The organism is Polaribacter glomeratus, from assembly GCF_002954665.1.
Taxonomy (GTDB): Bacteria; Bacteroidota; Bacteroidia; order Flavobacteriales; family Flavobacteriaceae; genus Polaribacter; species Polaribacter glomeratus.
The window spans coordinates 2,288,877-2,311,419 of record NZ_MSCM01000001.1 but is presented as its reverse complement, the minus strand read 5'-3'; the positions used below and the strand labels follow the sequence as shown (position 1 = coordinate 2,311,419).

The following is a 22,543-nucleotide window of genomic DNA, read 5'->3' as shown; positions in this document are numbered from 1 at the left end:
TTTTACGAATATCTAAAAGAAAATCAATAAAAAATGAAAAAAATAATAGTTACCTTAAGTATAATTTTAATTGCCTTTTCACTACAATCGCAAGAGGTTGAAAAGAATAAAAATGCTAAAGTTTCTTTTGAAGTAGACGGGATTTGTGGCATGTGTAAAAAAAGAATTGAAACAGCGGCTTTAAAATCGAAAGGAGTAAAGTTTGCAATTTGGAGTGTAGACACACATCAATTAAATTTAATTATGGATGAACGTAAAACGGATATTGCAACCATCCAAAGTGCTATTTTAGAAGTAGGTCATGACGTTCTTGGTTTTGAAAATAAGAAACTAAAAGCTACTGATGAAGCTTATAATTCTGTGCATCCTTGTTGTAAATATAGAGATGAAGAAATTGTTTTAGACCACGAAGGTGAGTTGAAAAAGCAAAAAAAGGAGACTAAAAAGCATTAATATTGAACGAGTACACTTTAAGTTAAAAAATGACAATAGATAAAATACATCCAGAAGATTTAGAAATATTAGGAGAGAAAATAAAACTAGGAGAAAGTAGAAAGCTCAACTTTAATACTGCTCGGTTATTTACGGGTACAGCTGTAGAGGTGCCAGTATTTATAGAAAGATCAATAAATCCAGGTCCAACAGTTTTAATAACTGCCGGTATTCATGGAGATGAGGTGAACGGAATGGAAATTGTTAGAGAAGTTTTAACCCATAAATTAAACATTCCTACCAGAGGAACTATCATTTGTATGCCAATCGTTAATATTTTTGGTTTCATTAATAAATCAAGATATTTCCCTGATGGTAGAGATTTAAATAGACAATTTCCAGGAAATTCGAAAGGATCTTTAGCAAGTAGATTTGCATTTAATTTTTCTAAAGAAATTTTACCGCTTGCAGATTTTTGCATGGATTTTCATACAGGTGGCGCAGATCGCTACAATGCGGCACAAATTAGAATAGAAGATGATAATGAAGTAGTCTCAAAATTAGCATCCGTATTTAATGCGCCTTTTACATTATTTGGAGATCAAATAGAAGGCTCTTATAGAGAATCATGTGGTAAAATGAATATACCTATTTTATTAAATGAAAGTGGAAAAAGCTTAAGTTTAGATAAAATGATTTGTAAAGAAGCTTTAAGTGGCGTAAAAAGAGTACTTGCACATTTAGATATGTTAAATCCAAAAATTGAAGTTCCGCCAATTGTTAAAAAAAGTATTTTAATAAAGGAAACACATTGGATGCGGGCAGATTGTTCTGGTTTTTTGCATATAAAAACGAACTTACAAGATTTTGTAACTAAAGATCAATTGATTGCCAGAATTTCAGATCCTTTTGGAGCCGTAAGCCACCCCGTTTTAGCAAGAAATGATGGGTACATTATAAATATTAATCAAGCACCAATGGTGTATCAAGGAGATGCAATTTTTCATATTTCTACGAAGACTGAATAAAAAATTAATTTTTAAAGAATCCATAAAAAAAATCCGATAGAAAACTAATGCTATCGGATTTTTTATTTAGGTTTATTTTTAACCAATTGTGTGTAGATTAGTAATATTAAAAATACACAAGCAAGATAAAAATACTTGCCAACCATTGTTAATGGCTTACATCATTCCTGGCATTCCGCCTCCGCCCATTGGCATAGAAGGTGAATCTTCTTTAATGTCGATCAAAGCACATTCTGTAGTTAAAATCATCCCGGCAACAGAAGCAGCATTTTCTAACGCAACTCTTGTTACTTTTTTAGGATCTATTATTCCAGCTTTTAGCATGTCTACATATTTATCATTTTTAGCATCATAACCAAAGTCTTTTTTGCCTTCTAAAACTTTATTGATAACCACAGAACCTTCGCCTCCAGCATTTTCAACAATAATTCTTAAAGGAGCTTCAATTGCTTTGTTTATAATTTGAACACCTGTACTTTCGTCTAAGTTTTCTGTAACTATTTTTTCTAATACTTTTTTAGCACGAACTAAAGCAACGCCACCACCAGCAACAATTCCTTCTTCAACTGCAGCTCTTGTAGCATGTAAAGCATCGTCAACTCTGTCTTTTTTCTCTTTCATTTCTACTTCAGAAGCAGCGCCAACATATAAAACTGCAACACCACCAGCTAATTTAGCCAAACGTTCTTGTAGTTTTTCTTTATCGTAATCAGAAGTTGTAGTTTCTATTTGAGTTTTTATTTGACTAACTCTTGCTTTAATTAAAGCAGCATCGCCAGCACCATTTATAATGGTTGTATTGTCTTTGTCTATTGTTACTGTTTCTGCAGTACCTAATAAATCTAAAGTTGCGTTTTCAAGAGAAAAACCTCTTTCTTCAGAAATTACAGTTCCACCAGTTAAAATAGCGATATCTTCTAACATTGCCTTTCTTCTGTCTCCAAAACCAGGAGCTTTTACAGCAGCAATTTTTAAACCACCTCTTAATTTGTTTACAACTAAAGTAGCCAATGCTTGGCCGTCAACATCTTCAGCAATAATTAATAAAGGTCTGCTAGATTGTGCAACTGGCTCTAAGATTGGAAGAATTTCTTGTAAGTTAGATATTTTTTTATCAAACAATAAGATGTATGGATTTTCTAAATCGGCAATCATTTTATCAGCATCTGTTACAAAGTATGGCGATAAATAACCTCTATCGAATTGCATACCTTCAACAACGTCAACATACGTTTCCATTCCTTTAGCCTCTTCAACAGTAATTACACCTTCTTTACCAACTTTAGTAAAAGCAGTCGCAATTAAATCACCAATAACATCATCGTTATTTGCAGAAATAGCAGCAACTTGTTTTATTTTTTCTGATGAATTTCCAACTTGTTGTGCTTGTTTTGCTAAATCAGCAACGATAGCAGCGACCGCTTTGTCTATACCGCGTTTTAAATCCATAGGATTTGCGCCAGCAGCAACATTTTTTAAACCTTCTTTTACAATTGCTTGTGCAAGAACAGTTGCAGTAGTTGTTCCATCACCCGCTAAATCATTTGTTTTAGAAGCAACTTCTTTTACCATTTGAGCGCCCATATTTTCTAAAGGATCTGCTAATTCTATTTCTTTTGCTACAGAAACACCATCTTTAGTAACTGTTGGTGCACCAAAAGATTTAGAAATAATTACATTTCTTCCTTTTGGTCCTAAAGTTACTTTTACTGCATTTGCTAGGGCGTCAACTCCGCGTTTTAAGCCATCTCTTGCATCAATATCAAATTTTATGTCTTTTGCCATTTTCTTTAATTGTTTATTCGTTTAATTGTTTAAAAGTTTAATCGATACACCTGCTTACTGCAACTGTAAACTGATTACTTTTAGATGATTGCCAAAATATCCGACTCGCGCATCATTAAATAATCTTTTCCTTCTAATTTTAAATCAGAACCACCATATTTACTATATAACACAGTATCACCAACTTTTACAGTTAAAGGCTCGTCTTTTTTACCGTTTCCAATAGCTACAACTGTTCCTTGTTGTGGCTTTTCTTTTGCATTGTCTGGTATAATTAATCCAGATGCTGTTCTTGTTTCTGCTGGAGCAGGTTCTACAAGAACTCTGTCTGCTAAAGGTTTAATGTTTAATGCCATTATATATATTTATTTTTTACCTGTCTGCCGACAAGCAGGTTAATTAAATTATGTTTTGCTTTTTTTAAATGGTCAGAAACTATGCCACTTGTTCGAAACTGACATTTTTTCGTTGAATGAATTTAAAGCTAAATTTTGAGCATAAAAAAATGCCAACGTGTCATTTACGTTGGCATTTTTTTAAGTTTTTTTATAAAGATTACTTCACAGTATCTTTAGTTGTAGAACTTGTATTGTTTACAGGTGCCGAAGTAGCTTCAATTCCGTCTAAAGTATTGTCTAAATTAACATTATTTGCTCCTGCTCTAGGAATTGCGAAGTTTGATAATAAAATTAATGCAAACATTGCAATACCAAGTGTCCAAGTTGTTCTGTCTAAAAAGTTATTTGTGTTTTGCACACCACCTAAAGACTGTGCTCCTCCACCTCCAAAAGAAGAAGATAATCCTCCACCTTTAGGGTTTTGAACCATAACAATTAAGATTAAAGCTATCGCTACAATCAAAATTAGAATTAAAAACGCTGTATAACTCATGATTTATTTTTTTGTAAAATTTGTATTCTTTTAATTTGGTCTGCAAAGAAACCACTTTTTTCTGGATATTTCAAACTTAAAATTCTATATGCTTGTATTGCGTTTTCATACTTTTTTTGTTCTAGATATACTTTTGCTAAAGTTTCTGTCATTAAAGACGAATCTTGTTTATTCTGGGCAACTAAAACACTCACGTTTTTATCTTTTGATAAAGGTGCTATTTTTGGGTTATTTTCTATAAAGCGCTCAATGATACTTTGGTTTTTATCAACTTCTTTTATTGCCGACCCGTCTCTAATAATCGGTGTTTTTGTTGATAGTTGCAACCATTGGTTAAAAGAAAAATTTTCTGATTCAGTAAACGGAATAGGTGCGCCGATTTCTAATTTTTCTTCATTTAAGGCCATAGCTTCCGAAACCGTTTCAGGTTCTATTTCCTCCTTTTGCATTATTTTCTCAACAGAATTTTCTTCTAGAATTGTTGCTGCTGTTTCTTGCTTAATTTCTTCTTTTTGATCCTTGTTAAATTCTTCCGAAGAAATAAGGTCGAATAAAACAGTTCTATCTGCGGTGTATGCTGCCGTTATTTTTAACTCATTATTATACTTAAAACTATGCTGATTTTTCAATCCTTTTAAATACAATACTCTTGCAGATTGAAAATAAGGGAATTCGTCAATTACAGTTTTTAACTCAGCAGTTTCTAATTGCCCAATTAAATGTTTTTTTTCTATGAATTTTATGATAGTATTTGTCTCCAAATTTTTAAATTTCTTCTAACTTCTAACTTCTAACTTCTAACTTCTAACTTCTAACTTCTAACTTCTAACTTCTAACTTCTAACTTCTAACTTCTAACTTCTAACTTCTAACTTCTAAAACTACCATTTTGCAACAGAAGCATTAAATATATCTTGCGTAAGTCTTTCTACAATTTCATCTAAAGCAGCCTCTAAAATACTACCAGTAAGCTGCGAATTTGCGCCAAAATCTGAGTAAAAAGAGAATGTTTTTTCGAAATCGTCCTTAATTTCTAACTTGTTTATAAAACGAACATTTACAGTAACTGTCAATCTATTCTGAGCCGCTGTTTGGTTGGATGTTCCGCTCATTGGTGTAACTCTAAAATCTGTAATTTCACCACTAAAATGTAAGTCGCCATTACTACGTGTTAGCGTTAAATTTGTTTGACGCGTAAATAAATCTTGCAAATCATTAGTAAAACGTTGTGTTAAAACAGGTTCTACTAAGGATGCTTGATTTGGAAAGAAATCGATCTGAATCGTTTTTGCATCACCTGTATTTCCACCTGTAAAAGAATACGCTCCACAAGCAACTAATAATAAGGTGCTTATTGAAAACAGAATTATAAATGTTAGTTTTTTCATGGACTTTATCTGGTCGAGCGCAGTCGAGACCTAAAAATAATTACTTATAAACCTCTCGACTGCACTCGAGAAGACATTTTATTGCACTTAAACGATTTAACTTTTTAAACAATTACTTATGTTAAAGATCGTATTGTTTTATTTTTCTGTAAAGAGTCCTTTCGGAAATCCCTAATTCTTTGGCAGCTAATTTACGTTTATTACTGTTTTTTTCTAAAGATTTTTTAATCATTTCAACCTCTTTGTCTTGTAAAGATAAAGATTCATCTTCTTCAATAGTTTCAATAAAATCGTATTCTTTTTCTTCGGATGAATTTTGAGGAATATTTAAAACTTCAAAATTTGTATTTTTTGAGTTATTGTTCCCGTAAATTTTTTCTATTAATTGATGATTTTCTTCCTGAACTTCCTCAACATTTTCGTTTTTAAGTAAATCTAAGGTCAACTTCTTTAAATCGTTGATGTCATTACGCATATCGAACAAAATCTTGTACATGATGTCGCGTTCAGTAGAGAAATCATTCTCTTTTTTACCGCCAATAACCGCAGGAAAATTCCCTTTATTATTAGGTAAGTATTGCTGTAATTTTAAAGCAGAAACCACTCTTTCTTCTTCAATTACAGAAATTTGTTCTGCTAAATTTTTTAACTGACGGATATTTCCTGGAAAACGATATTTTAATAAAATAGCAACCGCATTATCATCTAAACGAATAGAAGGCATTCTGTATTTCTGTGCAAAATCCGAAGCAAATTTTCGAAACAATAAATGAATATCTTCATTACGATCACGTAATGCAGGCAAATGAATTTCAACGGTACTTAATCTATAATATAAATCTTCTCTAAATTTTTCTTTTTCAATAGCAGATTCCATATTAACGTTGGTTGCAGCTACGATTCTAACATTTGTTTTTAATACTTTGGATGAACCTACTTTTATAAATTCACCATTTTCTAAAACACGTAATAAACGCACTTGCGTTGTTAATGGTAATTCACCAACTTCATCCAAAAAAATTGTTCCGCCATCAGCCACTTCAAAATATCCTTTTCTGTCTTGAGTTGCGCCTGTAAAAGAACCTTTTTCATGACCAAAAAGCTCACTGTCAATCGTTCCTTCCGGAATTGCACCACAGTTTACCGCAATGTATTTTGCGTGTTTTCTGTGTGATAATGAATGTACAATTTTAGGTATATTTTCTTTTCCAACACCACTTTCTCCAGTAACCAAAACAGAAATATCTGTGGGTGCAACTCTTACCGCTTTTTCGATAGCTCGGTCAAGATGCACATCGTTACCAATGATGCCAAAACGTTGTTTTATTGCTTGTATGTTTTCCATATTTTCTTTTTGAATCAGGATTTTTGTAATTTAAGATCCAAGATTTCCTTTCTCTTGGTTCTTGCATCTTGATTCGTTTTCATCAATTATTATCAGAATACCCAACCACAGTTCCTTTTAAAGTTGCTGAGGTACAATCTTCTACTTTTAACATCACAAAGTCACCTAATTTATAGTCGTCTTTTGGAAAAACAGCTACGGTGTTTTGCGTATTTCTACCTTTCCATTCATTCGGGTTTTTCTTAGAAGTTCCTTCAATTAAAAACTCTTCAATTTTACCCAAATGTTGCTGAGTTCTATACAAAGCGTGTTCCTGCTGTAAATCTATAATCTCTTTTAATCTTCGTTTTTTAACATTATGTGGCACATCATCTACCATTTTCTTAGCAGCCAAAGTTCCTGGTCTTTCAGAATAGGTAAACATAAATCCGAAGTCATATTTTACATACTTCATCAATTCTAAAGTATCTTGATGATCTTCTTCTGTTTCGCCACAAAAACCAACAATCATATCTTGTGATAAAGACATTTCTGGTATAATTTTAAAAATATTATCAACCAAGGTTTTGTATTCTTCACGCGTATGTTGTCTGTTCATCGCTTTAAGCATTTTATTGCTTCCACTTTGAACCGGTAAATGCAAGTATTTACAAATATTTCTATGTTTTGCCATAGTATAAATCACGTCTAAACTCATGTCTTGCGGATTAGAAGTAGCAAAACGAAAACGTGTTTTTGGAAACCTAGTAGCACACATATTTAGTAATTGCGCAAAATCAACTGCGGTAGCTTGCGCCATTTCTGATGCTTTGTTTAAATCTTTTTTTAAACCACCACCAAACCATAAAAAACTATCTACATTCTGACCTAAAAGCGTAATTTCTTTAAAGTTTTTATCAACCATAGATTGTATTTCCTCTAAAATACTCTTCGGGTCTCTACTTCTTTCGCGTCCGCGAGTAAAAGGAACCACACAAAAAGTACACATATTATCACAACCTCTGGTAATTGAAACAAATGCGGTAACTCCGTTTGAATTTAATCGTACAGGAGAAACATCACCATAAGTTTCATCTTTTGATAAAATTACATTTATAGCATCTCTACCAGCTTCAATTTCTGCTAGTAAATTAGGTAAATCTCTGTAAGCATCTGGTCCTACAACCAAATCAACAATTTTTTCCTCTTCTAAAAACTTTTCTTTTAAGCGTTCGGCCATACACCCCAAAACGCCCACTTTCATTTTTTTATTGATTTGTTTTACAGCATTGTATTTTTGCAAACGCTTTCTAACAGTATCTTCTGCTTTTTCTCGAATCGAGCAAGTATTTACAAGTACTAAATCTGCTTCTTCTAAGAATTGTGTGGTGTTATAACCTTGTTCTGCTAAAATTGATGCAACAATCTCACTATCATTCATATTCATTTGACAGCCATAGCTTTCAATGAATAGTTTCTTGCCATTTTGTACTTTATGTTCGGTTACAAGTGCTTTACCTTGTAATTTTTCGTCGATGATTTTTTCTACGTGTTCCATGAATCAATTTTTCATTTGAAAGAGTGCAAAGATACAACCAAAAATTATTTTTTATGACAGATTGGCAGAAAAAATAACCATGTATTTTTGTTAATTATTCATCGAAAATTAAGGAAATAATTTTTTTTAAAAAAAAACTGCATACTTTTGCATTCTTAAAACATACAATTTAGGGTATGTTTTTTCGACAAAAGAAAGATATATGGCAAAGAATTTAGTTATAGTAGAGTCACCAGCAAAGGCAAAAACCATCGAAAAATTCCTTGGAAAAGATTTTCAAGTAGAATCTAGTTTTGGTCATATTGCAGATTTACCATCCAAAGAGTTAGGTATTGATGTTGATGGAGATTTTAGTCCAACATATATAGTTTCTGATGATAAAAAAGCATTGGTAAAAAAACTAAAGGCTTTAGCTAAAAAAGCAGAAACAGTTTGGTTAGCAAGTGATGAGGATAGAGAAGGAGAGGCAATTGCTTGGCATTTAAAAGAGCAATTAAGTTTAAAAGAAGCCAATACTAAACGTATTGTTTTTCACGAAATTACAAAGAAAGCTATTTTAAAAGCAGTCGAAAACCCAAGAGATATCGACTATAATATGGTAAACGCACAACAAGCGAGAAGAGTTTTAGATCGAATTGTTGGGTATGAATTATCGCCCGTTTTATGGCGAAAAGTAAAAGGAGGTTTATCTGCAGGAAGAGTTCAATCTGTTGCTGTTCGTTTAATTGTTGAAAGAGAAAGAAGCATTCAAGATTTTAATGCAGAAACACATTATAAAGTAGTTGCTGAGTTTTCTAATAACCAGGGAGCAACTTTTAAAGCCGGAATTCCTAAAAATTTCGAAACTAAAAAAGGAGCAGAAAGTTTCTTAAAATCGTGTGCAAATGCTGATTTTTCTATTGCTGATTTAACAAAAAAACCAGCAAAGAAATCACCAGCAGCACCTTTTACAACATCAACCTTACAGCAAGAGGCGTCTAGAAAATTAGGTTTCCCGGTAGGAAAAACAATGCAAGTTGCACAACGTTTGTACGAAGCAGGTTTAATTACTTATATGAGAACCGATAGTGTAAATTTATCGGTGGATGCAAGAGATGAAGCTGCCGAAGAAATTACAAATTATTACGGAAAAGAATATAGCAAACAACGTGTTTTTAAATCGAAAGTAAAAGGCGCACAAGAGGCTCACGAAGCGATTAGACCAACCAACATGAAAATGCACACGGTTGATACAGAATATGACCAAAATAGATTGTACGATTTAATTTGGAAAAGAACGTTGGCTTCGCAAATGAGCGATGCAGAGTTAGAAAGAACCAATGTGAAAATTGAAAATTCTGGAAACACAAAAATATTTACTGCAAACGGCGAAATGATAAAGTTTGATGGTTTTCTAAAAGTATATTTAGAAGGCACAGATAATGAAGATGAAGAGCAAGCTGGGATGTTGCCAAATTTAAAAGTAAATGAAAATTTAGACTACACTTTTATAAACGCAACGCAACGTTTTACGAGTCCGCCTTATAGATTTACAGAAGCATCTTTGGTAAAACAATTAGAGGAATTAGGTATTGGTCGACCATCAACATACGCGCCAACAATTTCTACCGTTCAGCGAAGAGGTTATGTAGAAAAAGGAATTAACGAAGGCGTAGAAAGAGAATATCAACAGATGATATTGTCAAATGGCGATGTAAGAAATCAGACGTTATCAGAGAAAACAGGTTCGGATAAAAATAAGTTAGTGCCTACGGATATCGGGAATATTGTAAACGATTTCTTAGTTGCTAATTTTTCGAATGTTTTAGATTTTGGTTTTACAGCGCGCGTAGAAAGTTCTTTTGATGATATTTCTGAAGGAACAGAAAACTGGACAGAAATGATTAAAGGTTTCTATAAAAAATTCCATGATAATGTAGAGCACGTAAAAGAAAATGCAGAAAGAGAAAGTGGCGAGCGTATTTTAGGTAAACATCCAGAATCTGGAAAAACAGTATTAGTTCGTTTGGGTAAATTTGGACCGATTGCACAAATTGGTGCTCCAGAAGATGAAGAAAAAGTTTTTGCAAGTTTAAATAAAGAACAGAATTTAGGAACCATTACCATGGAAGAAGCCCTAGAATTGTTTTTATTGCCAAAAACTTTAGGAAGTTATGAGGGCGAAGAAGTAATTGTTTCTAACGGACGTTTTGGGCCCTATATTCGATTTGGAACGATGTTTGTTTCTCTTGATAAAGGAGAAAACCCGATGGAAGTTGATTTGCCAAGAGCAGAAGAATTAATTGTTGCAAAACAAGAAGCTGATGCGCCGATTGCACATTACGAAGAATTGCCTGTTCAAAAAGGAGTTGGACGTTTTGGACCTTTTTTAAAATGGAATAATATTTTTATCAACGTAAATAAAAAATACGATTTTGATAATCTTTCTAATGATGATATTGTTGAATTAATTGAAGCTAAAAAACAAAAAGAAATAGAGAAAGTTATTCATAATTGGGAAGATGAAGGCATTCGTGTAGAAAAAGCGAGATGGGGAAGATATAATGTTCTAAAAGGGAAAATTAAAATTGAGTTGCCAAAAACAACAGAAATTGAGAAACTTTCTAAGGAAGAAGCAGTTGCCATGATCGAAGCGAAAACACCCAAGAAAAAGGTTGCAAAAAAGAAAACGGCCGTTAAAAAAACAGCAAAAAAAACAGCTAAAAAAACAGTTAAAAAGAAATAAAGATTTCGGTATCTTTCCACTCCCAATAAAAATTGATGAATCAAGATTTTTTAACCCCTGTAAAAGAAGCTGTTTTAGCGCATTTAGCGTTGCAACCCTCTTTATGTTTGGGGAATACAATTAAAGTTTATTCAGAGAAAGAAGGTTTTCCTGATTTAGAAAACGTACAAATTGCGATTTTCGGAGTTCAAGAAGACAGAAATTCTGAAGATAATTTTGGTTGTGGAGAGAATTTGCATTTTATCAGAAAAAAATTATATCAATTATTTCCAGGAAATTGGCAAACAGAAATTGCCGATTTAGGAAATGTTCTAAAAGGAAATTCTGTTACAGATACCTATTATGCAGTTTCAGAAATTATAACAGACTTATTAAAAAAGAACATTATTCCTGTTATAATTGGTGGAGGTCAGGATATTACTTATGTAAACTATAGAGCTTACGATGCCTTAGAGCAAACTGTAAACGTTACAGCTGTAGATAGTAGGTTTGATTTGGGTGATTTAGATTCTGAATTAACATCACAATCGTATTTGAGTAAAATAATTATGCAAGAGCCTAGCAACTTGTTTAATTATAGCAATGTTGGATATCAAACGTATTTTAACTCTCAAGAAGAGATAGAACTGTTAGATAATTTATTTTTTGATACGTACAGATTAGGAAAAGCAAAAGAATTAGAAAATATTGAGCCCGCTTTTAGAAATGCAGATATTGTTTCTATAGATATTGGCGCAGTAAGGCAAAGTGAGGCTCCTGCTAATAATAATGCTTCTCCAAATGGTTTTTATGGCGAAGAGATTTGTGCTATTTCTAGATATGCAGGGATAAGCGATAAAGTTTCGTCTTTTGGTGTTTATGAATACAATAGTCAATATGATAACAATCATCAAACAGCAAATTTAATTGCACAAATGATTTGGTATTTTATTGAAGGTGTGAATTCTAGAGTCAAGGATTATCCGTTTTCGGGAAAAGAAAATTATCAAAAATTTACTGTTATTCTAGAGGATGATGATCCTTTGGTGTTTTATAAAAGTAATAAAACAGGACGATGGTGGATAGAGATAAATATTTTATCAGATAATAAATATAAAAGACATGCGTTAATACCATGTACATACAAAGATTATAAAGAGGCAACAAAGCAGGTTATACCAGAAAGATGGTATAAAGCAATGAGGAAAATGCTCTAATAAAATAAATAGTAAAAAAATAGTACGTTAAAATCAACTTCAAGATTGTTTTTTAGCAAAAAAAATAATAGGTTTACGAACTTTTAGTAAAGACAAAAATAAAATATGAATAAAGCAGCAATATTTGCACTTTTAATAGCCGTTTTTTACAGTTGTGGTTCTAATGATAGAGGAGAATTGGTAGGTGTAAAAGCTAATAAAAAATGGTTCTCAGAAAAACCTTACGGAATGGCTTTAATTCCGGGTGGTTCTTTTACAATGGGTAAACAGGATGAAGACATTGTAGGTACTTTAAATACGCCTACAAAAACGGTTACTGTTAGTCCTTATTTTATGGATGAAACAGAAATTACAAATAATGAATATAAAGAATTCGTTTTTTGGGTTAGAGATTCTATTGTTAGAACAAAATTAGCTTACCAAGCAGAATTTGCAGGTTTAGGAGCAACCCCTGGGCCAAACGGACAATTGCCTTCTGGCGGAATTCAAAATTATAAATTTAAGGATACGCTGGCAAATGCCACACCATACGAGAAATACATGTATGATAATTATTATAGTTTTGATACTATTCAGCCATTAGATTGGTCTGAAGAAATTATTTGGAAAACAGCAGATTTTCCAGACGTGGATTATGTAGAAGTTATGGATACTTTATTTATTAGCAGAGACAACGCCATAGATGGTGTTAGAACTTTTAATACTAAATATCTAAAATATAAATATACTTGGTTTGATAGAGATAATGCAGCAAGAAAAGGTGGTAATAGAAAAGATTTTGTACAAACAGAAGTTTTAAATGTGTATCCAGATACTACTGTTTGGGTTAAAGATTTTAATTATTCTTACAACGATCCTATGCATCAAGATTATTTTTATCATCAATCTTATGGAGACTATCCGGTAGTAGGTGTTACTTGGGGGCAAGCAAATGCTTTTTGTAACTGGAGAACAAAAAAGAAAAATATTTATTTATTAGGAAAGAAAAATGCAACACAAGTTCCAGATTTTAGATTGCCTACAGAGGCAGAATGGGAATATGCAGCAAGAGGTGGTTTGGATTTTGCAACCTATCCTTGGGGAACAGGAAGTACTACAAGTGATAGAGGATGTTTCTTAGCAAACTTTAAGCCTGTAAGAGGAAATTATGCAGTAGACGGCGCTCTATATACAATGGAAGCTAAATCATTTAATGCAAATGATTACGGACTTTACAATATGGCTGGTAACGTTTCTGAATGGACAAACACAGCATACAATTTATCTTCTTATTACATGGCTTCTACTATGAATCCTAACGTTGAGGATAGAAAAAACAAAAGAAAAATTATTAGAGGAGGTTCTTGGAAAGATGTTGCATATTATTTAGAAGTAGCTTCTAGAGATTATGAATATGCAGATACAGCAAGAAGTTATATCGGTTTTAGAACCGTTCAAAATTACATTGGAACAACAAACAAAAAATAACAAAATAACAAAACAACAAAAAACAAAAAATTTTAAAAAAAAATGGCACAGTCAAGAACATACAAAAAAACAATGAATTTCTTCTACGGAATGGGAGCAGCAGTAGTAATTGTTGGAGCGTTATTTAAAATTCAACACATTACAATAGGTCCGCTTACAGGAGGATTAATGTTAACAATTGGTTTATTAGTAGAAGCATTTATTTTTGCTATTTCGGCATTTGATACTCCGGAAGATGAATTTGATTGGAATAAAGTTTATCCAGAGTTAAGCGAAGATGGATTTTCATCAGAAGCTAAAATTGGTGCAGATGGATTATTATCTCAAAAATTAGATGCGCTATTACAAGAAGCTAAAATAGACTCCTCTTTAATGGAAAGCCTAGGTACAAGTATGAAAAACTTTCAAGGAGCTGCAGAAGGATTGTCTGCTGCATCAGAATCTATTTCATCAACCAATAAATACAATGAACAAGTTTCTTTAGCAGCTGTTCAAATGGAATCTTTAAACGGTTTGTATAAAGTACAAGTAGAAAACACCAGCAAACAAACTGAGTTAAATAGCGCTATTGTGCAAAATACAGAAAGATTAAAGGTACAAATGGAATCTTTAGCAAATAACTTATCTTCTTTAAACGGAGTTTATGGTAATATGCTTTCTGCAATGTCAAGTAAATAATTAGTTCACTAATAAACATAACTTTTAAAAAAAAACTAATTAAGAATGGCTGGAGGAAAAATGTCTGCAAGACAAAAGATGATTAACTTAATGTATCTTGTATTCATTGCTATGTTAGCAATGAACATGAGTAAAGAGGTTTTATCTGCTTTTGGTTTTATGAATGAAAAATTAGAAACTAACAATGTTTCTACTACTGAAAAAAATAATCAAGCATATGCAAATTTAGCAACAAAAGCTTCAGAGCAAGCTGCAAAATTTGATAAGTTAAATAAACAAGCGTTACAGATTAAAAAATATTCTTTAGAATTCTATGCATATTTAGAAGAATTAAAGTCTCAGATGACTGCTGATTTAGAAGATAAAAAAGCGTACGAGTCGATGGATAAAACCGACTTTTTAGATACTTACTTCTTTAAAGGTGATAACTTTACTCAAGAAGGACAAGTGTTTTTAGATAAAGTTAATGGGTATCGAACTAATGTAAATAAAGAGTTAGGCGCAGGCAATAAGTTTGAATCTGTTATAAATAATAGGTTTAATACAAATGATGTAACTGATAAAGACGGTGATGTTATTCCTTGGTTAAAATACAGATATGAAGGCTTTCCTTTAATAGCTTCAATTACAAACTTAACGCAGATGCAAGCTGATATTAAAAATTCAGAAAGCGATATTGTTTCTGCTTTGTTAGGTGGTAAGCTAGAAGAATCTTTATCATTAACCAATTACAAAGGTATTGTAGCACTTGATAAAAACGCATATTTTGCTGGTGAAAAAGTTACTGGTAGAATAGTTTTAGGACGTTATGACGCTACAATGGTTCCGGATAATGTAATCTTAAATGGCCAAAGTTATAAGAACATAGAATCTGGTCAAGTAATTATAGATATGCCAGCAGGAAATGTAGGTAATCATGATATTAAAGGGAAAATAACATTTACGCAAGATGGTAAACCAGTTGATGTTCCTTTTGAAAGTTCATATTCTGTAATTCCAGAACCAGGAAATGCTGTAGTTTCTGCGGATAAAATGAATGTAGTATATAGAGGTTTAGACAATCCTATTTCTGTTTCATTACCCGGCGTAAGTGATAATAACTTAAAAGTTTCTGCTTCTGGTGGTAATTTATCTGGCAGTAATGGTAAATATAGTATTAAGCCAGGCGATGGAGGTATCGCTACAATTAATGTAAGCGCAACTTTAAGTAGCGGCACAACTGTAAACTCTAAAGCAATTTTTAGAATTAAAGATATACCAGCAGCAATGGGTTCTGTTCGTGAACAATACGGAATCGTAAGAATGCCAAAATCTGGTTTAGCGAATTCACCAATTTCTGCAGGTTTGCCAGATTTTGAGTTCGATTTAAATATTACAGTACAAGGCTTTAAAATTAAAGTTCCTGGAGAATTAACAATTATTGTAGACGGTTCAACTTTAAGTGCTGCAGCTAAAAAAGTTTTAGACAAAGCACAAAGAGGCGATATTATTAATATATATGATATTAAAGCAACTGCAAACGGTTACAATCTTAAACAAGTTTTACCAGTAAGTATAGAGTTAACTAATTAGCATAAAAAATTAGATTATGAATAGAAATTTTTTAATATTATTTTTCGCTTTTTTAACATCTGGATTTTTAAATGCACAAGTTAATTTGCTAAATGCAAAATCGGTTAATCAAATTGGTGTAGAAAGTGCAGAGCAATTATTAGCAGATAATGATGGTCCAATTCCTTACGGTTATGTAGATGACAGAGATGTTATGTGGTCTAAAGTGGTTTGGGAGTTTGTAGATTTAAATCAGAAAATTAATTTACCGTATTATTTTCCTATCGATACAACAAATACAGCTTCAGCTAGAAGGTCTTTATTTGATACTTTAATAAGAGGAATTAGAGAAGGTGAAATTAAAGAAGCATATTCAGACTCTTATTTTACTTCAAAAATGACACAAGAAGAAATTAATTCTCGCTTGGTAAACGTTCGTAAACAGAATGGTTACGAAGATACGTATAGAGTTCAATCGCAAGATATTGGAGGGTATATGTTAAAAGGAATGTGGTATTTTGACAAGCGTCAAGGGGAAATGAAATACAGATTATTGGCAATGGCACCGATGGGTAAAGATGTACAAACTATAGGTGCAGAAGGTATCGAAGACGAAACTTTATACGAGTTATTTTGGATTTTCTTTCCTACAGCAAGACAAACTTTGCACGATTCAAAAGTTTTTAATCCAGACAATGCATCACATCCAATTTCATACGATCACTTGTTAAACGCTAGAAGATTTAGTTCGGTAATTGTAAGAGAAGAAAATATTTATGGCAATAGAGCCATTTCAGATTATGTTCGTGGTAATTCTTTATTCCAACTTTTAGAGGCAGATAAGATTAAAGAAGATATTAGAAATAAAGAAATTGATATGTGGAATTATTAGTTTATAATAAAAAATTATAACAGAAACGTTTACGAAAGTAGACGTTTTTTTTATTTGAAGCTATTTCCTGCTTTCACTACTCGCTTCACGCAGAAAAAGCGTGAGAGCTCAAACAGACCGTTCAATCAGGGCTAAAATAATTTGTTAGTTCACATAAAATCGATAATTTTAATTAAAACTTAAGTATTTTTGTTGCATGAAAGTAGATTACATTATTGTTGGTTTGGGATTAGCAGGTTTAGCATTTGCAGAAGAATTAGTAGCTGCAAATAAAACGTTTGTAGTTTTTGAAGATGATTCTCAAACCTCTTCTTTAGTGGCTGGTGGCGTTTACAATCCTGTAATTTTAAAACGATTTACGCCAGTTTGGAATGCAAAAGAACAATTAGAAGTTGCACTTCCTTTTTATCAGAAATTAGAGAAAAAATTTAATACAACGTTTGATGAAAAATTTTTAATAAAAAAAGTTTTTAAATCGATTGAAGATCAAAATAACTGGTTTGAAGCTACAGACAAGCCTTTGTTATCTGCGTATTTAGATCCTAAAATAGACAATCAAAAAAGAAAAGGTATTCTTGCTGATTTTGGTTTTGGAAACGTAAATGAAGCAGGTAGAATTGATACAAAAAAACTTGTAGAACTTTACAGAGAGTATTTAAAAACTGCAAATAAAATACAGTTTAAAAAGTTTGAACATCAGCAAATAAAGTTTAGAGAACATCATCTAGAATACAAGGAATTTATTACAAACAGAATTGTTTTTTGCGAAGGTTTTGGAATGATGAAAAATTTATTTTTCAATTATTTGCCTTTAAATGAAGTAAAAGGTGAGTTAATTATAATTCATGCTCCAGATTTAGATATTGACTTTTTAATAAAATCTACTTTATTTGTGCTTCCTTTAGGTAATCATTTGTACAAAGTAGGCGCAACTTTTAATTGGAGTGATAAAACTTCTAATCCATCCGAAGAAGGAAAAACCGAGTTGGTAGAAAAACTAGAAAAAGTAATTACTGTTCCTTATAAAATTGTAGAGCAAACTGCAGGAATAAGACCTACCGTTAGAGATAGAAGACCTTTAGTTGGTATGCATCCAGCATACAATAAGTTAGCAATTTTAAATGGGTTAGGAACACGCGGTGTTATGATTGCACCAACTGTTGCGAAACAACTTTTTAATAATTTAGAAAAAAATGAAAAATTAGATGTAGAAATTGATATTAAACGATTTGAATAACTTTTAGTAGTAAGTTTTTTAATCAACAAGAAGCAATAATACGAAACATCTAACTTTTTTCATCAAAAGAAACAAACATGTTTATCCAAATAATTCTTGATAATCTTAAATTTATTGGAGCTAAAAGAACTAAAACTACAAAGACACTAAAAAATGACTGTAATAAATTTAGCTCAAAACCAAGCTTTGTTATTATAAAAACAACAATAGATATGGCAACTGTAATTCCGTAATTTACATACATAGCGCCATAAAAAAACGAGGGCTCTAACATATATTTTAAACTACAATTAGGGCAATTATCATAAATCTTAGTAACTTTTGAAGGCTTAAAAGTGAACCCATACTTGAAAAAAGCGCCTTCTTGACATTTTGGGCATTTACCTTTAGAAATGCTGTATAATTTTGTTCCTTTTTTAAACATCATAAAATTAAAAATTTATACTTTTGCAAAGATAAATTTTTATCAATCTAACTTAGTAACATTTATACTATTTAATGTTAAACGTACACAATTTAACAGTTTCTTTTATGGGAACTGAATTATTTTCAGGCATCACTTTTAAATTAAATAAAGGAGATAGAATAGGCTTAATAGGTAAAAATGGAGCAGGGAAATCTACGCTTTTAAAAGTGCTTTCTAAAGACATCGAAAGTAGCGGAACAATGGCTTTTGATAAAGATGTAAGAATTGGTTTTTTAAGACAAGACATCGATTTTGTTGAGGGACGAACAATTTTAGAGGAAGCATATCAAGCCTTTGTAGAAATTAAGGAGATTGAGGTACTACTCGACGATATAAATGAGCAATTAGTTACAAGAACAGATTACGAAAGCGAAGAGTATAGCCAATTAATTCATGATTTAACAGATAATACAGAGCGTTACGAGTTACTTGGTGGTTATAATTACCAAGGTGATACAGAGAAAATACTACAAGGTTTAGGTTTTCAAAGAGAAGATTTTGATAAATTAACGGATACTTTTTCTGGTGGATGGAGAATGCGTATCGAATTAGCAAAATTATTATTACAAAATAATGATATTTTGTTATTAGATGAGCCAACGAATCACTTAGATATTGAGTCTATTATTTGGTTAGAGAACTTTTTAAGATCATACTCAGGAGCAATCGTATTGGTTTCTCATGATAAAATGTTTTTAGATAATGTAACCAACAGAACTATTGAGATTTCTTTAGGTCAGATTTATGATTATAAAAAGCCCTATTCTCAATTCTTATTATTAAGAGGAGAAATCAAAGAAAAACAATTACAGGCTCAGAAAAATCAAGAAAAAGAAATTAAGCAAAAACAGTTTTTAATTAACAAGTTTAAGGCAAAAGCGAGTAAAGCATCGATGGCACAATCTTTAATGAAACAACTTGACAAAGTTGAGTTAATTGAAGTGGATCAAGATGATAATCAAGCTATGAATATTCGTTTTGCAATATCTAAAGAACCAGGAAGAATTATTGTTGAAGCAGAAAAATTATCTAAAAGCTATGGTAAAAAACACGTTTTAGAAAACGTAGATTTACTAATAGAAAGAAATAGTAAGATTGCTTTTGTTGGTCAAAATGGACAAGGAAAATCAACCTTAGCCAAAATGATGGTTGGCGAAATTCCGTTTAAAGGTCATTTAAAACTCGGTCATAATGTAGAAGTTGGTTATTTTGCTCAGAATCAATCAGAACATTTGCCACCAGATAAAACGGTATTAGAAATCATGGAAGATGCAGCAACCGACGGTAATAGAATGCGCGTTAGAGATATGCTTGGATCTTTCTTATTTGGAGGTGATGCGGTAGATAAAAAAGCAAAAGTACTTTCTGGAGGAGAGAGAAATAGACTTGCTTTGTGTAAATTATTGTTGCAGCCATTTAATGTTTTAATTATGGATGAGCCAACAAACCACTTAGATATAGCCTCTAAAAACGTCTTAAAAGAAGCTTTAAAGCAATTTAACGGAACCTTAATAATTGTTTCTCATGATAGGGATTTCTTACAAGGACTAACATCTACTGTATATGGTTTTAAAGATAAAATTATAAAAGAGTATTTAGGTGATATCGATTATTTCTTAGATCAGCACAAAATTGAAAATTTACGCGAAGCTGAAAAGAGAACAGTTATAAAAGTAGAAAAATCGAGTTCTAAAGTTGAAGCAGACCAGCTCTCTAAAGAAGACGAAAAAGAGTTAAAAAAACTAAATAACAGACTTTCTAAAATTGAAACAGAAATTGCAGATTTAGAATCAGAAATTACAAAAAGCGATTTGGAGTTGGCTAAAAACTATAACGAAGTCTCTTCTAGACCTAACTTTTTTGAAAAATACAAAGCTAAAAAAGCAAAAGTTGATAGTTTAATGGAAGAATGGGAAAAGGTGGAAGCAGAAGTAACAGAGTTTTCTTAAAACTGGTTATAAATACTTAATGTTAGTAATTTATATTGCCTTTAAGTGTTTGTAAAATAGATGTATTTTTAATTTTATAATTATTATTTTTAATAAATAAACCCTAGTTTCCTGTAATATAGGAAAAACACAAAATGAACTTCGATTCTCAAATAGAAACTAAAAATCAACAAATTTTTCTTCCAATTCTGGAAGAAAAAAAGGTAGAACTCTTTATAAAAAGAGAAGATTTAATTCACCCTTATATATCTGGTAATAAATTTAGAAAATTAAAATATAATTTAGAAGAAGCAAAAAAACTTAAAAAGAAATCGTTACTTACTTTTGGTGGTGCTTTTTCTAATCATATAGTAGCAACGGCAGTTGCAGGCGAAATGGCTGGATTTAAAACTTTTGCCATTATTAGAGGCGAAGAGTTGGGTTTAAATCTTGCTAAAACATTAGAAGAAAATGCTACTTTAAGAAAGGCACACGAAAGCGGAATGAAATTTCATTTTGTTTCTAGAGAAATATATAGACAAAAATCTTCGTTTGGTTTTATTGAAAAAATGAAAAATAAATGGGGCGATTTTTATGTAATTCCAGAAGGAGGAACCAATATTTTTGGTGTTCAAGGGTGCAAAGAAATTTTAACAATTGAAGATAAGTATTTCGATTTTATTTGTTGCTCAGTTGGCACAGGTGGCACAATTTCTGGATTGATAAATGGATCTAAAAAACACCATAAAATTCTTGGTTTTCCTGCTTTAAAGGGAAACTTTTTATCCGAAGAAATAAGAAAATATACGGTTAAAAAGAATAAATGGAGTTTGCAAAAAGACTACAACTTCGGTGGTTATGCAAAACACACAGATGAATTAATAAGTTTTATAAACACTTTTAAAAAAGATACAGATATTTTGTTAGATCCTATTTATACAGGCAAAATGATGTTTGGCGTTTTAGATTTGATCCAAAAAGATTTTTTTCAAGAAGATAGCAAAATTTTAGCCATACATACTGGCGGAATGCAAGGTATTCATGGAGTAAACCAGAAGTTAAAAGAAAAAAACAAAGAAATTATACTATTATAATGAAGCTAAAAATTTTACTTGGTTGCTTGTTTCTATTTATGCTGTCTAATTGTGGGTCTAGCAGAAAAACAGTTAAAAGTAAGGTTAGAGTAGTTCATAAACAGAAAGAAACTAAAATCAATAATTTACCTGATGTAAATGAAGATGCTCACATAGAAAAGTTAGAAGAAGGTACAAAAAGATTAAATGATTTTTCATTAGCATATATTAAAAAATATGCAGCAATTGCGGTTAGAGAAATGCATTTACATAGCATCCCAGCAAGTATAACTTTAGCCCAAGGCGTTTTAGAATCGGGTTCAGGAAGAAGTGTATTGGCTTCTAAATCTAACAATCATTTCGGGATAAAATGTCATACAGAATGGCAAGGTAAAAGAGTGTATCATGATGATGATGAGAAAGGAGAGTGTTTTAGAAAATACAAATATGTTTCTTCTTCTTTTAAAGATCATTCACTTTTTTTAACACAAAGAAGTAGGTATCACTTTTTATTTTCTTATGGCACTAGAGATTATAAAAACTGGGCGCACGGCTTAAGAAAAGCCGGCTACGCAACAGATCCTCGTTATCCTGCAAAATTAATTACCATTATTGAAGATTATCAATTGCATGAATTTGATCGCATTAAAAAAGGCGATTTTACCTACGAAAGTACTATTGAAGAAGGTGAAGAAAACAACAATGACGAAGTAAATACTTACATTGTACAAAAGGGTGATACTTTATACTCTTTGTCAAGAAAATTTAACACCACAGTAACTGCATTAAAAGATTTGAATGGTTTAAAAAGTAACGATTTAACCATAAACCAAGTATTGATTATAAGTAATTAAAAAATGCAGTACTCTCATTTTTAGAGATGTTGATTTTACATATTCTTTTAATTTATGCAGGTAATCAGTTA

The 22,543-nt window shown here is 31.6% G+C and carries 20 protein-coding genes; 12 read left to right on the top strand and 8 right to left on the bottom strand.

Annotated features, from left to right (window positions below; all coding sequences use genetic code 11):
* Positions 1-33: 33 nt before the first annotated feature.
* Both BTO16_RS09795 and BTO16_RS09790 read left to right on the top strand, forming a co-directional pair.
* Complete coding sequence (locus BTO16_RS09795; protein WP_105021394.1) at positions 34-453, top strand: heavy-metal-associated domain-containing protein; 420 nt, start codon at positions 34-36, stop codon at positions 451-453.
* A 29-nt stretch (positions 454-482) separates the two neighbouring features.
* A complete protein-coding gene (locus tag BTO16_RS09790) occupies positions 483-1,460 on the top strand; it encodes a succinylglutamate desuccinylase/aspartoacylase family protein (protein WP_105021393.1) in 978 nt (325 codons plus the stop codon).
* Positions 1,461-1,616: 156 nt separating this feature from the next.
* On the opposite strand, the gene groL is transcribed toward BTO16_RS09790, so the two are convergent.
* The 7 genes from groL to miaB form a co-directional block, all read right to left on the bottom strand.
* Complete coding sequence (gene groL, locus BTO16_RS09785; protein WP_105021392.1) at positions 1,617-3,245, bottom strand: chaperonin GroEL; 1,629 nt, start codon at positions 3,243-3,245, stop codon at positions 1,617-1,619.
* An 80-nt stretch (positions 3,246-3,325) separates the two neighbouring features.
* The gene (locus BTO16_RS09780; RefSeq protein WP_105021391.1) at positions 3,326-3,601 is read right to left on the bottom strand and encodes a co-chaperone GroES; all 276 of its coding nucleotides are present in this window, start codon (positions 3,599-3,601) and stop codon (positions 3,326-3,328) included.
* Positions 3,602-3,800: 199 nt separating this feature from the next.
* A complete protein-coding gene (gene secG, locus BTO16_RS09775; protein WP_105021390.1) occupies positions 3,801-4,136 on the bottom strand; it encodes a preprotein translocase subunit SecG in 336 nt (111 codons plus the stop codon).
* Positions 4,133-4,897 (bottom strand): hypothetical protein, encoded by a 765-nt coding sequence (locus BTO16_RS09770; RefSeq protein WP_105021389.1) that lies wholly within the window; start codon positions 4,895-4,897, stop codon positions 4,133-4,135. The genes secG and BTO16_RS09770 overlap by 4 nt, the downstream gene beginning before the upstream one ends.
* Positions 4,898-5,016: 119 nt before the next feature.
* Positions 5,017-5,523, bottom strand: coding sequence for an LptE family protein (lptE, locus tag BTO16_RS09765; RefSeq protein WP_105021388.1), 507 nt, complete (start codon positions 5,521-5,523; stop codon positions 5,017-5,019).
* 121 nt (positions 5,524-5,644) lie between these two features.
* A complete protein-coding gene (locus BTO16_RS09760; protein WP_105021387.1) occupies positions 5,645-6,868 on the bottom strand; it encodes a sigma 54-interacting transcriptional regulator in 1,224 nt (407 codons plus the stop codon).
* 82 nt (positions 6,869-6,950) lie between these two features.
* Positions 6,951-8,405: a tRNA (N6-isopentenyl adenosine(37)-C2)-methylthiotransferase MiaB gene (gene miaB, locus BTO16_RS09755; protein ID WP_105021386.1), complete on the bottom strand. Its 1,455-nt coding sequence runs from the start codon at positions 8,403-8,405 to the stop codon at positions 6,951-6,953.
* A gap of 202 nt (positions 8,406-8,607) precedes the next feature.
* On the opposite strand from miaB, the gene topA reads away from it, so the two are divergent.
* The 7 genes from topA (at position 8,608) to BTO16_RS09720 (ending at position 18,151) form a co-directional block, all read left to right on the top strand.
* On the top strand, positions 8,608-11,130 hold the full coding sequence (topA, locus tag BTO16_RS09750) for a type I DNA topoisomerase (protein WP_105021385.1): 2,523 nt from the start codon (positions 8,608-8,610) through the stop codon (positions 11,128-11,130).
* Positions 11,131-11,165: 35 nt separating this feature from the next.
* A complete protein-coding gene (locus BTO16_RS09745; protein WP_105021384.1) occupies positions 11,166-12,326 on the top strand; it encodes a formimidoylglutamase in 1,161 nt (386 codons plus the stop codon).
* Between the two features lie 105 nt (positions 12,327-12,431).
* Complete coding sequence (gene porK / locus BTO16_RS09740; RefSeq protein ID WP_105021383.1) at positions 12,432-13,793, top strand: T9SS ring complex lipoprotein PorK/GldK; 1,362 nt, start codon at positions 12,432-12,434, stop codon at positions 13,791-13,793.
* Between the two features lie 42 nt (positions 13,794-13,835).
* Positions 13,836-14,471, top strand: a complete 636-nt coding sequence (gene porL / locus BTO16_RS09735) for a type IX secretion system motor protein PorL/GldL (protein WP_105021382.1) — start codon at positions 13,836-13,838, stop codon at positions 14,469-14,471.
* Between the two features lie 45 nt (positions 14,472-14,516).
* Positions 14,517-16,043, top strand: coding sequence for a type IX secretion system motor protein PorM/GldM (gene porM / locus BTO16_RS09730; RefSeq protein ID WP_105021381.1), 1,527 nt, complete (start codon positions 14,517-14,519; stop codon positions 16,041-16,043).
* 16 nt (positions 16,044-16,059) lie between these two features.
* Positions 16,060-16,914: a type IX secretion system ring subunit PorN/GldN gene (gene porN / locus BTO16_RS09725; protein WP_105021380.1), complete on the top strand. Its 855-nt coding sequence runs from the start codon at positions 16,060-16,062 to the stop codon at positions 16,912-16,914.
* A 196-nt stretch (positions 16,915-17,110) separates the two neighbouring features.
* Entirely contained in the window at positions 17,111-18,151 is a 1,041-nt protein-coding gene (locus tag BTO16_RS09720; RefSeq protein WP_105021379.1) for an NAD(P)/FAD-dependent oxidoreductase, read from the top strand.
* A gap of 49 nt (positions 18,152-18,200) precedes the next feature.
* On the opposite strand, the gene BTO16_RS09715 is transcribed toward BTO16_RS09720, so the two are convergent.
* Positions 18,201-18,578: a DUF983 domain-containing protein gene (locus BTO16_RS09715; protein ID WP_245892057.1), complete on the bottom strand. Its 378-nt coding sequence runs from the start codon at positions 18,576-18,578 to the stop codon at positions 18,201-18,203.
* A gap of 71 nt (positions 18,579-18,649) precedes the next feature.
* On the opposite strand from BTO16_RS09715, the gene BTO16_RS09710 reads away from it, so the two are divergent.
* From BTO16_RS09710 to BTO16_RS09700, 3 genes are all read left to right on the top strand, one after another.
* Positions 18,650-20,566, top strand: a complete 1,917-nt coding sequence (locus tag BTO16_RS09710) for an ABC-F family ATP-binding cassette domain-containing protein (protein WP_105021378.1) — start codon at positions 18,650-18,652, stop codon at positions 20,564-20,566.
* A gap of 134 nt (positions 20,567-20,700) precedes the next feature.
* The gene (locus BTO16_RS09705) at positions 20,701-21,639 is read left to right on the top strand and encodes a 1-aminocyclopropane-1-carboxylate deaminase/D-cysteine desulfhydrase (RefSeq protein WP_105021377.1); all 939 of its coding nucleotides are present in this window, start codon (positions 20,701-20,703) and stop codon (positions 21,637-21,639) included.
* On the top strand, positions 21,639-22,472 hold the full coding sequence (locus BTO16_RS09700; protein WP_105021376.1) for a glucosaminidase domain-containing protein: 834 nt from the start codon (positions 21,639-21,641) through the stop codon (positions 22,470-22,472). Before BTO16_RS09705 ends, BTO16_RS09700 begins: the two co-directional genes overlap by 1 nt.
* Positions 22,473-22,543 lie beyond the last annotated feature (71 nt).

Coding starts and splice junctions, on each gene's coding strand:
- BTO16_RS09705 (WP_105021377.1), top strand. CDS start 20,701: ATGAACTTCGATTCTCAAATAGAAACTAAAAATCAACAAATTTTTCTT.
- BTO16_RS09760 (WP_105021387.1), bottom strand. CDS start 6,868: ATGGAAAACATACAAGCAATAAAACAACGTTTTGGCATCATTGGTAAC.
- BTO16_RS09720 (WP_105021379.1), top strand. CDS start 17,111: ATGAAAGTAGATTACATTATTGTTGGTTTGGGATTAGCAGGTTTAGCA.
- BTO16_RS09715 (WP_245892057.1), bottom strand. CDS start 18,578: ATGATGTTTAAAAAAGGAACAAAATTATACAGCATTTCTAAAGGTAAA.
- porM (WP_105021381.1), top strand. CDS start 14,517: ATGGCTGGAGGAAAAATGTCTGCAAGACAAAAGATGATTAACTTAATG.
- BTO16_RS09780 (WP_105021391.1), bottom strand. CDS start 3,601: ATGGCATTAAACATTAAACCTTTAGCAGACAGAGTTCTTGTAGAACCT.
- BTO16_RS09700 (WP_105021376.1), top strand. CDS start 21,639: ATGAAGCTAAAAATTTTACTTGGTTGCTTGTTTCTATTTATGCTGTCT.
- secG (WP_105021390.1), bottom strand. CDS start 4,136: ATGAGTTATACAGCGTTTTTAATTCTAATTTTGATTGTAGCGATAGCT.
- BTO16_RS09745 (WP_105021384.1), top strand. CDS start 11,166: ATGAATCAAGATTTTTTAACCCCTGTAAAAGAAGCTGTTTTAGCGCAT.
- topA (WP_105021385.1), top strand. CDS start 8,608: ATGGCAAAGAATTTAGTTATAGTAGAGTCACCAGCAAAGGCAAAAACC.
- BTO16_RS09795 (WP_105021394.1), top strand. CDS start 34: ATGAAAAAAATAATAGTTACCTTAAGTATAATTTTAATTGCCTTTTCA.
- porN (WP_105021380.1), top strand. CDS start 16,060: ATGAATAGAAATTTTTTAATATTATTTTTCGCTTTTTTAACATCTGGA.
- porK (WP_105021383.1), top strand. CDS start 12,432: ATGAATAAAGCAGCAATATTTGCACTTTTAATAGCCGTTTTTTACAGT.
- BTO16_RS09790 (WP_105021393.1), top strand. CDS start 483: ATGACAATAGATAAAATACATCCAGAAGATTTAGAAATATTAGGAGAG.
- BTO16_RS09710 (WP_105021378.1), top strand. CDS start 18,650: ATGTTAAACGTACACAATTTAACAGTTTCTTTTATGGGAACTGAATTA.
- porL (WP_105021382.1), top strand. CDS start 13,836: ATGGCACAGTCAAGAACATACAAAAAAACAATGAATTTCTTCTACGGA.
- lptE (WP_105021388.1), bottom strand. CDS start 5,523: ATGAAAAAACTAACATTTATAATTCTGTTTTCAATAAGCACCTTATTA.
- groL (WP_105021392.1), bottom strand. CDS start 3,245: ATGGCAAAAGACATAAAATTTGATATTGATGCAAGAGATGGCTTAAAA.
- miaB (WP_105021386.1), bottom strand. CDS start 8,405: ATGGAACACGTAGAAAAAATCATCGACGAAAAATTACAAGGTAAAGCA.